The sequence below is a fragment of the Aliarcobacter trophiarum LMG 25534 genome (assembly GCF_003355515.1).
GTDB lineage: Bacteria > Campylobacterota > Campylobacteria > Campylobacterales > Arcobacteraceae > Aliarcobacter > Aliarcobacter trophiarum.
Genome location: NZ_CP031367.1, coordinates 1,485,000 through 1,500,446, shown reverse-complemented (window position 1 = coordinate 1,500,446; position 15,447 = coordinate 1,485,000). Strand labels below are relative to the sequence as shown.

The 15,447-nt window shown below is 30.0% G+C and carries 11 protein-coding genes; 9 read left to right on the top strand and 2 right to left on the bottom strand.

Features of this window, described 5'->3' with window-relative positions; translation table 11 throughout:
* Positions 1 to 84: 84 nt before the first annotated feature.
* From rpoB to rpiB, 9 genes are all read left to right on the top strand, one after another.
* On the top strand, positions 85 to 4,230 hold the full coding sequence (gene rpoB, locus ATR_RS07720) for a DNA-directed RNA polymerase subunit beta (protein ID WP_115428869.1): 4,146 nt from the start codon (positions 85 to 87) through the stop codon (positions 4,228 to 4,230).
* Positions 4,223 to 8,749 carry a DNA-directed RNA polymerase subunit beta' gene (gene rpoC / locus ATR_RS07715; protein ID WP_115428868.1) on the top strand — a complete coding sequence of 1,509 codons (4,527 nt, stop codon included), beginning with the start codon at positions 4,223 to 4,225 and terminating at the stop codon, positions 8,747 to 8,749. The genes rpoB and rpoC overlap by 8 nt, the downstream gene beginning before the upstream one ends.
* A 27-nt stretch (positions 8,750 to 8,776) precedes the next feature.
* Positions 8,777 to 9,160: a hypothetical protein gene (locus ATR_RS07710; protein WP_115428867.1), complete on the top strand. Its 384-nt coding sequence runs from the start codon at positions 8,777 to 8,779 to the stop codon at positions 9,158 to 9,160.
* Between the two features lie 43 nt (positions 9,161 to 9,203).
* Positions 9,204 to 9,491: a YciI family protein gene (locus tag ATR_RS07705; RefSeq protein WP_115428866.1), complete on the top strand. Its 288-nt coding sequence runs from the start codon at positions 9,204 to 9,206 to the stop codon at positions 9,489 to 9,491.
* A 377-nt stretch (positions 9,492 to 9,868) separates the two neighbouring features.
* The gene (locus tag ATR_RS07700; protein WP_115428865.1) at positions 9,869 to 10,084 is read left to right on the top strand and encodes a cold-shock protein; all 216 of its coding nucleotides are present in this window, start codon (positions 9,869 to 9,871) and stop codon (positions 10,082 to 10,084) included.
* A gap of 59 nt (positions 10,085 to 10,143) precedes the next feature.
* Positions 10,144 to 10,284: a hypothetical protein gene (locus ATR_RS09875; RefSeq protein WP_164966702.1), complete on the top strand. Its 141-nt coding sequence runs from the start codon at positions 10,144 to 10,146 to the stop codon at positions 10,282 to 10,284.
* Between the two features lie 247 nt (positions 10,285 to 10,531).
* Positions 10,532 to 11,392, top strand: coding sequence for a bifunctional methylenetetrahydrofolate dehydrogenase/methenyltetrahydrofolate cyclohydrolase FolD (gene folD / locus ATR_RS07695; protein ID WP_115428864.1), 861 nt, complete (start codon positions 10,532 to 10,534; stop codon positions 11,390 to 11,392).
* Positions 11,393 to 12,175, top strand: a complete 783-nt coding sequence (gene lepB, locus ATR_RS07690) for a signal peptidase I (RefSeq protein ID WP_115428863.1) — start codon at positions 11,393 to 11,395, stop codon at positions 12,173 to 12,175.
* On the top strand, positions 12,175 to 12,630 hold the full coding sequence (gene rpiB / locus ATR_RS07685; RefSeq protein ID WP_115428862.1) for a ribose 5-phosphate isomerase B: 456 nt from the start codon (positions 12,175 to 12,177) through the stop codon (positions 12,628 to 12,630). The genes lepB and rpiB overlap by 1 nt, the downstream gene beginning before the upstream one ends.
* A 59-nt stretch (positions 12,631 to 12,689) precedes the next feature.
* On the opposite strand, the gene ATR_RS07680 is transcribed toward rpiB, so the two are convergent.
* A complete protein-coding gene (locus ATR_RS07680) occupies positions 12,690 to 14,195 on the bottom strand; it encodes an aminotransferase class I/II-fold pyridoxal phosphate-dependent enzyme (RefSeq protein ID WP_115428861.1) in 1,506 nt (501 codons plus the stop codon).
* Positions 14,192 to 15,343, bottom strand: coding sequence for an aminotransferase class I/II-fold pyridoxal phosphate-dependent enzyme (locus tag ATR_RS07675; protein WP_115428860.1), 1,152 nt, complete (start codon positions 15,341 to 15,343; stop codon positions 14,192 to 14,194). Before ATR_RS07675 ends, ATR_RS07680 begins: the two co-directional genes overlap by 4 nt.
* Positions 15,344 to 15,447 lie beyond the last annotated feature (104 nt).

The window sequence follows — 15,447 nt, the reverse complement described above, 5'->3', positions numbered from 1 at the left end:
AATTTTAACCTTATCCTTTATGGATGCTTTTGTGCTTTATAAGAAAATAAAGCAAAATAACCAAATTTTATAACAAGGTGTAAGATGTTAAACTCTTTAAAATCTGGTAATAGACTAAGAATAGATTTCGCAAAAAACCCACAAAAAATTGAAATTCCAAATTTATTACAACTGCAACAAACTTCGTATGATACTTTCTTGATGATTGATCAAAAAGATAGATCTGGTGCTGGTATAGAAAAAGTATTTAAAGCAATTTTTCCAATTCATGATGCTCAAAATAGGGTAACTCTTGATTATTTAGGAAGTGAAGTTGGAAAACCTAGATACGATGTTAGAGAATCAATGGTTAGAGGATTAACTTATTCAATACCTCTTAAAATAAATGTTAGACTTACTCTTTGGGATTTAGATGAAAAAACTGGAGAGAAAATAGGTGTTAAAGATATAAAAGAGCAATCTTTATTTATTAGAGAAATACCACTTATGACTGATAGAACATCATTTATTGTAAATGGTGTTGAAAGAGTTGTAGTAAACCAATTACATAGAAGTCCAGGTGTTATCTTTAAAGAAGATGAGTCAAATACTACAAATAATAAACTATTATATACTGGACAAATTATTCCAGATCGTGGTTCTTGGCTATATTTTGAGTATGATGCAAAAGATATTTTATATGTAAGAATTAATAAAAGAAGAAAAGTTCCTATTACAATTCTATTTAGAGCTTTAGGATACTCAAAAGAGGATATAGTTAAATTATTCTATCCAGTTATTAGTATCAAAATTAAAAACAATAAGTTTTTAACAGAGTTCAATCCTGATGACTTTATGGGAAGAATTGACTATGATATAAAAGATGACAAAGGAAATTTAGTTATTCAAGCTGGTAAGAGATTAACTGTAAGAAAAGCTAAAGCTTTAATTGAAGGTGGTCTTAAACTTATAGAGTATCCACTTGAACTTTTAATGGATAGACATACAGCTAGTTCAATCTATGACCCACAATCTGGGGAAGTTTTATTTGATGCTTTAACAAATCTTGATGAATTAAAACTTAAAAAACTTTTGGATTTAGGATTTGAAACATTCGATATTGCAAATGATTTATCAAGTGGAGCAGATGCTTCAATTATTAATGCATTTAAAGCAGATGCTGAGAGTTTAAAATTATTAAAACAGACAGAGCAATTAGATGATGAAAATGATTTAGCTGCAATTAGAATTTATAAAGTAATGCGTCCTGGTGAACCTGTAACAAAAGAGGCTGCAAAAGAGTTTATTAAAAAACTATTCTTTGATCCTGAAAGATACGACCTAACAAAAGTTGGAAGAATGAAGATGAACCATAAGTTAGGAGTTAATGTTCCTGAATATGTTACAACTTTAACTTATGAAGATGTTATTAAAACAGTTCAGTATTTAATAAAAGTTAAAGCAGGGCAAGGTCATATTGATGATAGAGATCATCTAGGAAATAGAAGAATTAGAGCTATTGGTGAGTTACTTGCAAATGAGCTTCATGCTGGACTTATTAAGATGCAAAAAACTATCAGAGACAAAATGACTACACTTTCTGGTACGCTTGAAGATATCATGCCTCATGATTTAATTAATTCAAAGATGATTACTTCAACAATTACAGAGTTCTTTACAAGTGGACAACTTTCACAGTTTATGGACCAAACAAATCCATTATCTGAAGTTACACATAAAAGAAGATTATCAGCTTTAGGAGAAGGTGGTCTTGTTAAGGAAAGAGCTGGATTTGAAGTAAGAGATGTTCACCCAACTCACTATGGAAGAATCTGTCCTGTTGAAACTCCAGAGGGGCAAAACATCGGTCTTATAAACACTCTTTCAACTTATTCAAAAGTAAATGAGCTAGGATTTATTGAAGCTCCTTATAAAAAAGTTGTTGATGGTATTGTTACAAATGAGATCTCATATTATACAGCAACTCAAGAGGAAGGTCTTGTAATCGCTCCTGGAAGTACAAAACTTGATGAAAATGGGAAAATCATTGAACCGCTTGTTGAAGTAAGATTAAATGGAGAAATCCTTTTAATGGATAAAAACAAGGTTGATTTAATAGATATTTCATCTCAAATGGTTATGGGAGTTGCTGCTTCTCTTATTCCTTTCTTAGAACATAACGATGCAAATAGAGCATTAATGGGTTCAAATATGATGAGACAAGCTGTTCCATTGATTAAACCAACAGCACCAATTGTTGGAACTGGTTTAGAAAAAACAGTTGCACGTGATGCTTGGGAAGCTATAAAAGCCACTAGAGGTGGAGTAGTAGAAAAAGCTGATTCAAAAAATATTTATATTAGTGGTGAAGATGAAAATGGACCATTTATTGACTATTACGATGTAAACAAAAATGTAAAAACAAACAATAATACATCTTTTGGACAAAGAGTAGCTATAAAAGCTGGTGATATCATAGAAAAAGGACAAGTAATTGCAGATGGTCCATCTATGGATAAAGGTGAACTTGCGGTTGGAATTAATGCTATGGTTGCATTTATGCCATGGAATGGATACAACTATGAAGATGCTATTATCTTAAGTGAAAGACTTATAAAAAAAGATGCATTTACATCTGTACACATTTATGAAAAAGAGATTGAATGTAGAGAGTTAAAACATGGTAATGAAGAGATAACTAGAGATTTACCTGGGGTTAAAGAGGAAAATTTAGCTCATCTTGATAGCTCTGGAATTGTAAAAATTGGTACACATGTAACTCCTGGAATGATTTTGGTTGGAAAAGTAACTCCAAAAGGTGAGATAAAACCAACTCCAGAAGAGAGACTATTAAGAGCAATTTTTGGTGATAAAGCAGGACATGTTATAAATAAATCTTTATATTGCCCAACTTCTATGGAAGGAACAGTTGTAGATGTTAAAGTATTTACAAAAAAAGGTTACGAGAAGTGTGAAAGAGCAAAAGCTGAGATTGAATTAGAAAAAAATGAGTTAAATCAAAAACATCTTGATAAGCTTTTAATGTTAGATAGAGAAGAGGCTTTAAAAATAAACAATCTTCTTACAAAATCTAAATTAGAAAAAGAGCTAGAGTTAGATGGAAAAGTGTTCAAAAAAGGTGATACTTTAACATTAGATACTCTTTTAAATGTAAATAGATTTGCTATGAAAAAAGTGGTATCTTCTTATGCAAAAGAGATTGAGAAAACTTATAATGATACAAAAGAGTATTTTATAAGACAAAAAGCTGAATTAAGAAGAGATCATGAAGAGAAATTAAATATATTAGAGCATGATGATATTTTATCAAGTGGTGTTATTAAACAAGTAAAAGTTTATATTGCTACAAAAAGAAAGATAAAAGTTGGAGATAAGATGGCTGGGCGACATGGAAACAAAGGTATTGTTTCGAATATCGTTCCAAGAGTAGATATGCCATATTTAGAAGATGGAACAACAGTTGACATTATTTTAAATCCACTAGGAGTTCCTTCTAGGATGAATATTGGTCAAATTATGGAAGTTCACTTAGGTCTTGTAGGAAGAAGATTAGGAAAACAAATTCAACATATATATGAAGCAAAAAAAGGTGAGTACATCGCTGATTTAAGAGCAAAAATGGTTGAAGTTGCAGGAGTTGCAAAACTTATGAATGCTAAGTCATTTGTAGAAAAACTAACTGATGATGAACTTTTAGATTATGCTAGAGATTGGTCAAAAGGTGTAAAATTTGCAACTCAAATCTTTGATGGAGTTGAAGCTTATGACTTTGAGAAACTGTTTGAAATGGCAAAAATAGATAGTGATGGAAAATCTATTTTATACGATGGAAAAACAGGTGAGAGAATGAAAGAGAGAGTAAATGTTGGTTATATGTATATGCTAAAACTTCACCACTTAGTTGATGAAAAAGTTCATGCTAGAAGTACAGGTCCATACTCTTTAGTAACTCAACAACCAGTTGGTGGAAAAGCTCTATTTGGTGGACAAAGATTTGGAGAGATGGAGGTTTGGGCATTAGAAGCTTATGGTGCAACAAATGTACTAAAAGAGATGCTTACAACAAAATCTGATGATGTTGAAGGAAGAACAAGAGCATATAGAGCTATTGCAAATGGTGAAAATGTTCCAGCTTCAGGTGTTCCAGAGACATTCTTTGTTTTAACAAAAGAGTTAAAAGCCTTAGCTTTAGATGTAGAGATTTTTGAAGAGGTAGAAAACAATGAGTAATAATGAAAAAGTACTATCACCAATTGATATAAAAGAGCTTGAAAGACCACAAGATTTTGCTGCTTTTCAATTAAAATTAGCGAGTCCTGAAAAAATTCTTTCTTGGTCTTGTGGAGAGGTTAAAAAACCTGAAACTATAAACTATAGAACATTAAAACCAGAGAGAGATGGGCTATTTTGTGCAAAAATCTTTGGACCAGTAAAAGATTATGAGTGTCTTTGTGGTAAATATAAAAAGATGAGATACAAAGGTGTAGTTTGTGAAAAATGTGGAGTTGAAGTAACTTCATCAAAAGTAAGAAGACATAGAATGGGGCATATTGAACTTGTTTCTCCTGTTGCTCATATTTGGATGGTATCTTCTTTACCATCAAGAATAGGAACTATTTTAGGTGTTAAACTAAAAGATTTAGAGAGAGTTCTTTACTATGAAGCATATATAGTAGTGAATTCAGGAGAAGCTTTTTATGATGGTGAGAGAACTAAAAAAATTGAGAAATATGATATTTTAAATGAAGAGCAGTATAGAACAGTTGCTGATTTGTTTGAACACACTGGGTTTGAAGCTAAAATGGGTGGAGAGACTATTAGAGAACTATTAGAAAAACTTGATTTATTTGAGCTTTTAACACTTTTAAAAGATGAGATGCAAACAACTAAAAGTGAAGCAAAAAGAAAAACTATAATTAAAAGATTAAAGGTTGTTGAGAACTTTATAAATAGTGGAAATAGACCTGAGTGGATGATGCTTACTCAACTTCCAGTTCTTCCACCTGATTTAAGACCTCTTGTAAGTCTTGATGGTGGAAAGTTTGCTGTTTCAGATGTAAATGACCTTTATAGAAGAGTTATAAATAGAAATAACAGATTAAAAAGATTAACAGAACTTGATGCTCCAGAGATTATTATTAGAAATGAAAAAAGAATGCTTCAAGAAGCAGTTGATGCTCTATTTGATAATGGAAAAACTGCAAATGCTGTTAAAGGGGCAAATAAAAGACCTCTTAAATCTTTAAGTGAGATAATTAAAGGAAAACAAGGACGATTCAGACAAAACTTACTTGGAAAAAGAGTTGACTTTTCTGGAAGATCTGTAATTGTTGTTGGTCCAAACTTAAATATGGATCAATGTGGTATTCCTAAGAAAATGGCACTTGAACTATTTAAACCACACTTAATGGCAAAATTAGAAGAGAAAGGTTATGCAACTACATTAAAAGCTGCGAAAAGATTGATTGAATCTGAGACAAATGAGGTTTGGGAGTGCTTAAATGAGATTGTTGATGAGTATCCTATTTTATTAAATAGAGCTCCAACTCTACATAAGTTATCTATTCAAGCATTTCACCCTGTACTAATTGATGGAAAAGCAATAAGACTTCATCCTCTTGTTTGTGCTGCATTTAATGCCGATTTCGATGGAGATCAAATGGCTGTGCATGTACCACTTTCTCAAGAAGCAGTTGCTGAGGCGAAAGTTTTAATGATGAGTTCAATGAATATCTTACTTCCAGCAAGTGGTAGAGCAATTGCTGTTCCTTCTCAAGATATGATTTTAGGAATTTACTATTTATCTCTTGTTAAAGATGGTGTAAAAGGTGAGCATAAACTATTTACTGATGTAAATGAGGTAAAAATAGCTCTTGATATGGGAAAAATTGATTTACATGCAAAAATTAGAACAAAACTTGAAGGAAGAGTTATATCTACAACTGTTGGAAGATTAATTATGCATGAAATTTTGCCTAGTTTTGTACCAATGAATTTATGGAATAAAGTTCTTAAAAAGAAAGATATTGGAGCTTTAGTTGATTATATCTACAAAGAAGCAGGTTATGAAGTAACTCCTAGATTTTTAGATAATCTTAAAAACTTAGGTTTTAAATATGCAACTGCTGCTGGAATGTCTATATCTATTGATGATATTATTGTTCCAGAGAGCAAAGTAGGGCATATAACAAAATCTAAGAAAGATGTTATTGAAGTTCAAAAACAGTTCTCTCAAGGTCTTTTAACTGAGCAAGAGAGATACAATAAAACAATTGATATTTGGACAGAAACAAATAATAAGCTTGGGCTTGAGATGATGGATATTGTAAAAGCAGATAAAAATGGGTTTAACTCTATTTTTATGATGGCTGACTCAGGTGCAAGAGGAAGTGCTACTCAAATTAGACAATTATCTGGTATGAGAGGTCTTATGGCAAAACCTGATGGAAGTATTATTGAAACACCAATTATTTCTAACTTTAAAGAGGGATTAAATGTTTTAGAGTACTTTATTTCTACTCACGGAGCTAGAAAAGGACTTGCGGATACTGCATTAAAAACAGCTAATGCTGGTTATTTAACTAGAAAACTAATAGATGTTTCTCAAAATGTAAGAATTACAGATGAAGATTGTGGAACTCATGAAGGAATAGAGATAACTGATATTACATCTGGAAATGAGTTAATTGAAAGCTTAGAAGAGAGAATTACAGGAAGAGTAATCGCTGAAGATATAATTGACCCTATTTCAAATGAGATATTGTTTGCAGAGGGTACTTTAATAACTGAAGAGTTTGCAAGAGTTGTAAAAGATAGTGAAGTTAAATCGGTAATTATTAGAACACCACTTACTTGTAAAACTGAAAATGGACTTTGTTCAAAATGTTATGGTTTAAATCTAGGTGAGCAAAGAAAAGCAAAACCAGGTGAAGCTGTTGGAGTTGTTGCTGCACAATCTATTGGAGAACCTGGAACTCAGCTAACGCTAAGAACTTTCCACGTTGGAGGAACTGCAAGTGCTACTCAAACAGAAAGAGAGTTAAGAGCAGATAAAGAAGGGTTTATTAGATATTATAACATCAAAAAATATGATACAAAAGATGGAAAATCTATTGTAGCAAATAGAAGAAATGCAGGTATTTTACTTGTTGAACCAAAAATTAATGCACCATTTAAGGGAAAAGTTACAATTGAAACTATTCACGAAGAGGTTGTTTTAACTATTGCAAATTCAAAAGAGAAAAAACAGTATTTCTTAAGAAAAAGTGATGTTGCAAAAGTAAATGAACTTGCTGGAATTTCTGGAAAAATAGAGGGAAAACTTTATATTCCACATAAAGATGGTGAAGAAGTTGAAAATAATGACTCTATTGTTGAAATAATCAAAGATGGATGGAATGTACCAAATAGAATTCCTTATGCATCTGAATTAAAAGTTTCAGATGGTGCTCCTGTTACTTCTCAAGTATTATCAGGGGCAAAAGGGATAGTTAAATACTATAAACTAACTGGTGATTATTTAGAAAGAAGACATGATATTAAAGCTGGTGATAAAGTTGTAGAGAAAGGTCTTTTTGCTGTTATTGCTGATTCAGATGATAGAGAAGCTATGAGACACTATATCTCAAGAGGTTCTTCAATAATTTTAAATGACAATAGTGAAGTTGAAAAAGGTGCTCAAATCTCAGCTCCTACAACAAAAGAGCAAATTGTTATTGCAGAGTGGGATCCTTATGCAAATCCAATAATTGCAGAACAATCAGGAACTATAACATTTGAAGATATTATCCCTGGAGTTACAGTTTCAGAACAGTTTGATGAGTTAACAGGAACTTCAAAACTTGTTGTTAATGAGTATATCCCAGCTGGATATAAACCAACAGTTCTTTTAGCAACAGATAGTAGTGAGATAGTAAGATATACACTAGACCCGAAAGCATCTTTAAATATACAAGAGGGTAAAAGAGTTGAAATCGCAGATATCATTGCTAAAACACCGAAAGCTACTCAAAAATCAAAAGATATTACAGGAGGACTTCCTAGAGTATCTGAACTTTTTGAAGCAAGAAGACCAAAAAATATAGCTATATTAGCTTCATTTGATGGAACTGTAAGTTTTGGAAAACCACTTAGAAATAAACAAAAGCTTATTATTACAGATATTACAGGAAACCAAACTGAGTATTTAGTAGAAAAAGGTAAACAAATATTAGTTCATGAAGGTGAATTTGTTCATGCTGGAGAGTCTTTAACAGATGGACAAGTATCTCCTCATGATGTTTTAAAAATCTTAGGTGAAAAAGCTTTACATTACTTTATTGTATCTGAAGTACAACAAGTTTATAGATCTCAAGGGGTAAATATTGCAGATAAACATATTGAGGTAATTACATCTCAAATGTTACGACAAGTATCTATTCTTGATGGTGGAGATACTAAATTTATAGTTGGAGATATGGTTTCTAAAAAGAGATTTAAGATTGAAAATGAAAAAATCTTAAGAATGTGTGGAAAACCAGCTATTGCTGAACCTGTACTTTTAGGAATTACAAGAGCTGCAGTTACTAGTGATAGTATTATTTCAGCTGCATCTTTCCAAGAGACTACAAAAGTATTAACAGAAGCTGCAATTAGTGCAAAAATGGATATGCTTGAAGATTTAAAAGAGAATGTTGTAATAGGAAGAACAATTCCAGTTGGAACAGGTCTTTATAAAGATCAAAAGATTATTTTTTCTGAAGAGAACTAAATAGAGGCTAGGCCTCTATTTATAAAAATGGAAATATTTTCTCTTTTTTTTATTTTTATTGCTATTGAGATTTTTGAGTCAAATTGGCAAAAATCTAATACTCTTTATGGAATGTTGGAGTTAAATTATATAGTTTTTAAAAAAAATATATTTCTATATTTTATTTTGCATATGTCATTTTTTTTCTCAATTTATTTAAGTATTACTCAAAATAACTTTGGCTTTTTGATGAGTTCAATTCTAGCTTTGAAGTTTTTTGATATTGTTTTTAAACTATCTATTATGAAGAAGCTCTCAAATGGAGTATCTTTGTCCGAAATAATTCCTTTTAATGTAAATATTACACCACTTTTTAGATATTTAAATGTATTAATCTATCCTCTATTATTCATTTTTGCAACTACTTTATAAATTTTGTGATAAAATAAAATATTTTAAAATAAAAAGGAAATAAATGCAATTTTTAATAATAGCTTATGATTATGATGATGCTTATGAGAGAAGAGTAGAAGTAAGAGAAGAACATATAAAAAATGTAAAAAGATTAATGGAAGATGGGAAAATAGTTTCAGCAGGAGCTTTAATTGAGGATGATAAAATGGTTGGTTCCTCACTATTTGTAGATTTTCCTACAGATGAAGAGCTTGATCTTTGGCTTGAAGATGAACCTTATGTTGTAAATAATGTTTGGAATATGGATGAGATACAGATAGTTCCAATTGCAATACTTAAAAAAAGTTAATTATCTAAATCATAAAATCTTTGTACCAATTTAATTTTTTATTAATTTGGTATATCTTTTAGTTTAAATTAGGATTTCTAAAAATATTTTATGGAGGATAATTTGTTTCAAGATAAGGTTATGGAATATTTAAATACCATTTAAAAATAAAGTTGACCTATTTTCTTTAAAAAATTATAATTTTCATATACTAATTTGCATTAATTTATTTATTCAGATACAATGATTTCGTTAAAGATGATTTAGAGTTTTTACACATCTTTAGTTTGCTTTTATTGATACTCACAAAGTTAATACGAACATCTATTAAAATATAACTCCTCATTACACTTTATATACAATACATACTTCGATAAGAAGTAATTTAAGGAATTACAATGGCACAAAATATTGGAACAGTAAAATGGTTCAACACAGAAAAAGGTTTTGGATTTATCCAATTAGAAGATTCAAATGATGAGTTTTTTGTTCATCATAGTGAAATTAACTCTTCAGATTATGGAAGAGTTAACTTGCTTGAAGGACAAAAGGTATCTTTTGAAATTGGTAGAAATGAAAAAGGTCCTCAAGCAAAGAATGTTGCTTCTATCTAGTGTAATATGGTTTAGTTATAAACCATATTCACAAAATATAAATATTACAAAGGAGAAAAATGTCAATAACAAATGTTAGTATGCAAATAAAACAGTTAGTACTTCTAAGACTTATAAGCAATGGTGAAAGTCTGATAGATGCAAGTTCAAAATCTGGTTTATGTATTAAAATTGCAAAAGAGTATCTACAAAATAAATAGATTTATTTATTAAATAAAATTCAGTGTTAAATAATTTTAAAGTTTCACTTAAGATCCTTTAACTCTGTTATAAAATATCCTAACTTCACAAAATATATTTTCAAGTTTTCTAACATTAGCTATTTAACAATAAGATTTAATTGTATAATTTAGCATATAAAACTTAACAAAGCTAAGTTATACTTTAATCGATTTTTAGATAAAATCGACTTCAAATTTAAAAAATCAGCAAAATAAGGTTACAAATATGATACTACTAGATGGAAAAGCACTATCAGCTAAGATTAAAGAAGAAGTAAAAGCAGAAGTTGCACAAATTGTTAAAGAAAAAGAGATAACTCCTGGACTTGCAGTAATTCTTGTAGGAAATGATGCAGCAAGTGCAACTTACGTAGCAAGTAAAGCAAAAGCTTGTAAAGATGCTGGAATATACTCTGTTGTTCATGAAATGCCAGATACTATTACTCAAGAGGAACTATTACAAACTATAAATCTTATGAATAATAATCCAAAACTTGATGGTATCTTAGTTCAGCTTCCACTACCAAAACATATAGACACAACTACAATTTTAGAAGCTATTAATCCATTAAAAGATGTAGATGGATTTCATCCATACAATGTAGGAAGAATGGTTTCAAACCTTGATTCATTTTTAAGTGCAACTCCTTTTGGTGTTATGAGAATGTTTGAAGAACACAATATTGAGTTAAGTGGTAAGAATGTTGTAGTTATTGGAAGTAGTGATATAGTGGGAAAGCCTATGGCTTCACTTCTAATAAATGCAAAAGCAACTGTAACAGTATGCAATAGTAGAACTAAAGATTTAAAATCTCACACTTTAAAAGCTGATATTGTAATAATTGCTGTAGGTGTTCCTTATTTATTAAAAGAAGATATGGTAAAAGATGGGGCAATTGTTATTGATGTGGGAATAAATAGACTTGAAAATGGGAAACTTGTAGGTGATGCTGATTTTGAAAATCTTAAAAATAAATGTTCTCATTTAACGCCAGTTCCAGGTGGAGTGGGACCTATGACAATAGCAATGTTATTAAAAAATACAATAAAAGCATCAAATTTAAGAGAAAAAAGAGAATCAAAATAGATGTTAAAAAATATTTATAACTGGTCAAGTTCTTGGACAGGGACAATTGTTATTGTTCTTACAATTATATTTTTTATAGCCCAAGCTTTTGTAATTCCTAGCGGAAGTATGAAAAATACACTTTTAATAGGTGATATGCTCTTTGTAAAAAAATTTTCTTATGGAGTACCAACTCCAACAATTCCTTGGTTAGAATTAAAGATTTTACCAGATTTTAAAGGAAATGGACACTTAATTGAGGGTGATAGACCAAAAAGAGGGGATATTGTAGTATTTAGATATCCACACAATCCTGATATTCACTATGTAAAAAGAGCAGTTGCTATTGGTGGAGATACTATATTCTTAAAAGATAAAGTACTATATCTTCATCCAAAAGAGGGAAATGAGTATGTAAATGAGAAGTTCAAAGATTATGAAACAATAGAGATAAATGGTAAACTTTTTGTTGTAAATCCTTATGCAAAAGAGCATAAAGGAATTCATAATGACCCAAATGTAACAAGAGATTTCTCTAATCCAAAAGAGCTTTTTGATATGCAAGAACTTATTATTGCTGAAGATGAAACTTTTATGATGGGAGATAATAGAGATCACTCAAATGATTCAAGATTTTGGGGAAGTGTGCCTTATAAATATATAGTAGGAACTCCTTGGTTTATATACTTCTCTTGGGACGATAATTATAAAGTAAGATGGGATAGAGTTTTAAGTACAGTTGAAAGTCTAGAAAAAAATATAGATACAACAAAAGAGTTAAAACATGAAGAGGGGATTTACTAATGAGATACTATATAGGTGCTGATCATGCTGGAATTGATATAAAAGCCTTTGTAAAAGAGTTGTTTGAAGAAAGGGGACATGAGGTTGTTGATTTGGGTCCTTTTTCAAAAGATAGAGTTGACTACCCAGATTTTGCACAAAAAGTTTGTAAAAAGGTTTTGGAAGATACTGGCTCATTTGGAATTTTAATTTGTGGAAGTGGCTTAGGAATGAGTATGGCTGCAAATAAATTTGAAGGAATAAGAGCAGCCCTTTGTCACAATGAATATAGTGCAAGAATGGCTAGAAAACATAACGATGCAAATGTTTTGTGCTTAGGAGAAAGAGTGAGTGGACAAGGTATGATTGAATCAATAATCAAAGCTTGGGATAAAGCAGAGTTTGAAGGTGGAAGACATACTCAAAGAGTCGAAAAAATCAATGCTTTAGGTAAAATGGGAAGTTGTAGAGTATAGCTTTTTATATTAAACTTTATTTTCTCCTTTTAAAAGCTATCTAAATTATCAGTTAGTAGTTAATTTAGGTTGCTTTTAACTCTTAGAAACTCTTTTTTTATCTCATTTATATCTTCAACTCCTACTGAAATTCGTATTAGATTTATAGGGAGTTCTATTTTTTCTAAAAACTCTCTTCCCTTTTTACTATTTATTAAATCATAGTGAGCTAAATATGTATATGGCATAAGTAGTGTAAACTCTGTACCCAAACTAGGACCCTTTGCAAAATTTAGAGCATTATATATTTTTTCAAAATCATTTTCTATATATATTGAGATTATTCCACAAAGGCTATTTTCATCAAACATAAGATTTTTGTAGTTTTCAAAATTCTCTTTATCTAAAGATGAATAAATTTTTGAAATATATGGTAAAGTTGGTAAAAAATCTATAAGCTCTTTTGTATTTTGTGAGATTTTTTTTACTCTTTTTTTATAATCTTTAATCTCTAAAGCCATTCTTTGCATATCTTTTATGTATGGAGTATCACAATGTTTAAAAAACTCATTTTTTATATGTGAAATATTAAACTTACTATTTAAAATAATTGCACCCATCAAAACATCAGCATTCCCACATGCGAATTTTGTCAAACTCTCCACAAAAATATCTGCATAAGGTTTTAAATCTAAATTGTATGGAGTTGCAAAGGTTGAATCAATTACTAAAACAATATTATAAGTATCGCAAAGTTCTCGAAGTCTCTTTAAATTTGCAGTTTTTACAAGAGGATTTGTAGGAACCTCTGTGATTATTGCTAAAGTTCTATTTTGATTGTTTTTTAAAAACTCTTCTAAAATATCTAAATTTGTAACATCATAAAAAACTTTACTCTCTTCAAAATAGTTACTTACAATATTTGTAGTATCTAAATATAACCAACCAAACTGTATTAAAATAGATTTTCCATTTCTTGCTTGAATATTTTTAAGAGCTTTTAATATACTGTAAATTGCATTCATTCCAGAAGGTGCTAAACAGATGTTCTCTTTTTGTTCTTTGTAGGCATTTGCTAGTGTTGATATTATAATATCTTGTGCATACTTTTTTTTCTCTAGCTCTTCATCTTGAAGATTTTCTATAAGTCCAATTTTATATAGATAATCCTCTGCTAATCTCGAAGATAGGTTGTAACCAACATATTGAATAAACTTTAAAACTTTTTGATATTGTCGCCCTTTTAGAACTTTTATAACCCCAAAATCCTCTTTAAATTGAAAGGCATTGTGAATATAGTAAAAATTACTAACAACATCTACTGCTTTTTTTGAGCTTAAAAGTATAAGTTCATAATCATTTGAAACTTTGTATTTCTTTTTTAAATAGTTTGATAGCTCTTTTAAATATGGATGAATTATAAATCTTGGATAAGCAACAGTGATTTTTTTTAAAATCTCCTCTTTTTGTTCTTCATAATCTATTACATCTTTTAAAGTTGGCATAGAGCATGAAACAGCATGAATATTATTTTGTGGCAAGGTTTCACCACAATTTATTGGATAAAAAATATAGTCTCTCTTCATCTTATTGCTTGTAATAAATCCTCTTTTAAATCTTCAAAACTCTCAAATCCAATAGCAAATCTTACAGTACAATCAGATATTCCAATAGCTTTTAACTCCTCTTTAGAAAAAGAGGCATGAGAGATTTTTGATGGAATTTCAACTCTACTATCAGGACTTCCAAAAGAGCATTTTTCCCCAAATATTTTACTATTTGCTATAAATTTTTCTGCTACTTCAACACTTTTAAAATCAGCACAAAAAAGACCAGGTATTATTTTCATCTGTCTTTTTGCTAAATTTCTATTTTTGTGAGATTTTAAAGCAGGATGAGTTACTTTTTCTATAAAATCTTGTTTCTCCAAAAATTTCGCCAGTTTAATAGAGTTTTTACTACTAACTTTTGCTCTTATTTTAAGACTAGGAACTCCTAAAGATATAAGATGAACATCAAGAGGGTTTTGATTATGGCCATGTGCATTAGAGTAGTAGTGAAGTTTGTCTGAATTCTCTTTTGTCTTTGCAACAATAGCTCCAGCAATTACACTTCCGTGACCACTAATATATTTAGTAGTTGAAAATAGTGAAAAATCAGCCCCTAAATCTAAAGGTTTTTGGCTAATAAATGTAGCAAGAGAGTTATCAACAGCAAAGAGAGAGTTGTACTTTTTACAAAGTTTTGCAACTTTTTCTAAATCAATAATTTTTAATCCAGGATTTGTAGGACTTTCACAAAGTGTTAAATCTACATTTGAAGTTTTTAAAATATGCTCTAGCATTTGAAAATCGCTAAAATCTGTAAAAATCACTTCAATATTATATTTTTCTTTAAAAATTTTCAAAAGTCTAAAAGTTCCACCATAGCAATCAGCTTCAACCAAAATTGTAGAGTTTGCTTTTAAAGTTGTCTCAAAAAGTAGTGCTACACTAGCTATTCCTGTATGAGTACAAACAGTTCCAGCACCATTTTCTGCAAAAGAAAAGAAGTTTTCTAAAGCTTCTCTTGTAGGATTGTCACTTCTTGTGTAGTCATAGATTTTATCACCACTTTGATTTTTTAAATCAAAGGTTGCAGTGTTATATATTGGAAAATGTGAAGAGTTTGTAGGATCTTTAAAAGGTGCAAAATCTTTTAGATGACAAAGAGCCGTATTGATATTTTTATACATAAATTTCCTTAGATAGTAGTAATTCTTGGCAAATTGTATCGAAATAAATTTAATCTTATTTGATAGAAATATTTGGTATAAATTTAAGTATGAAAATATAGATT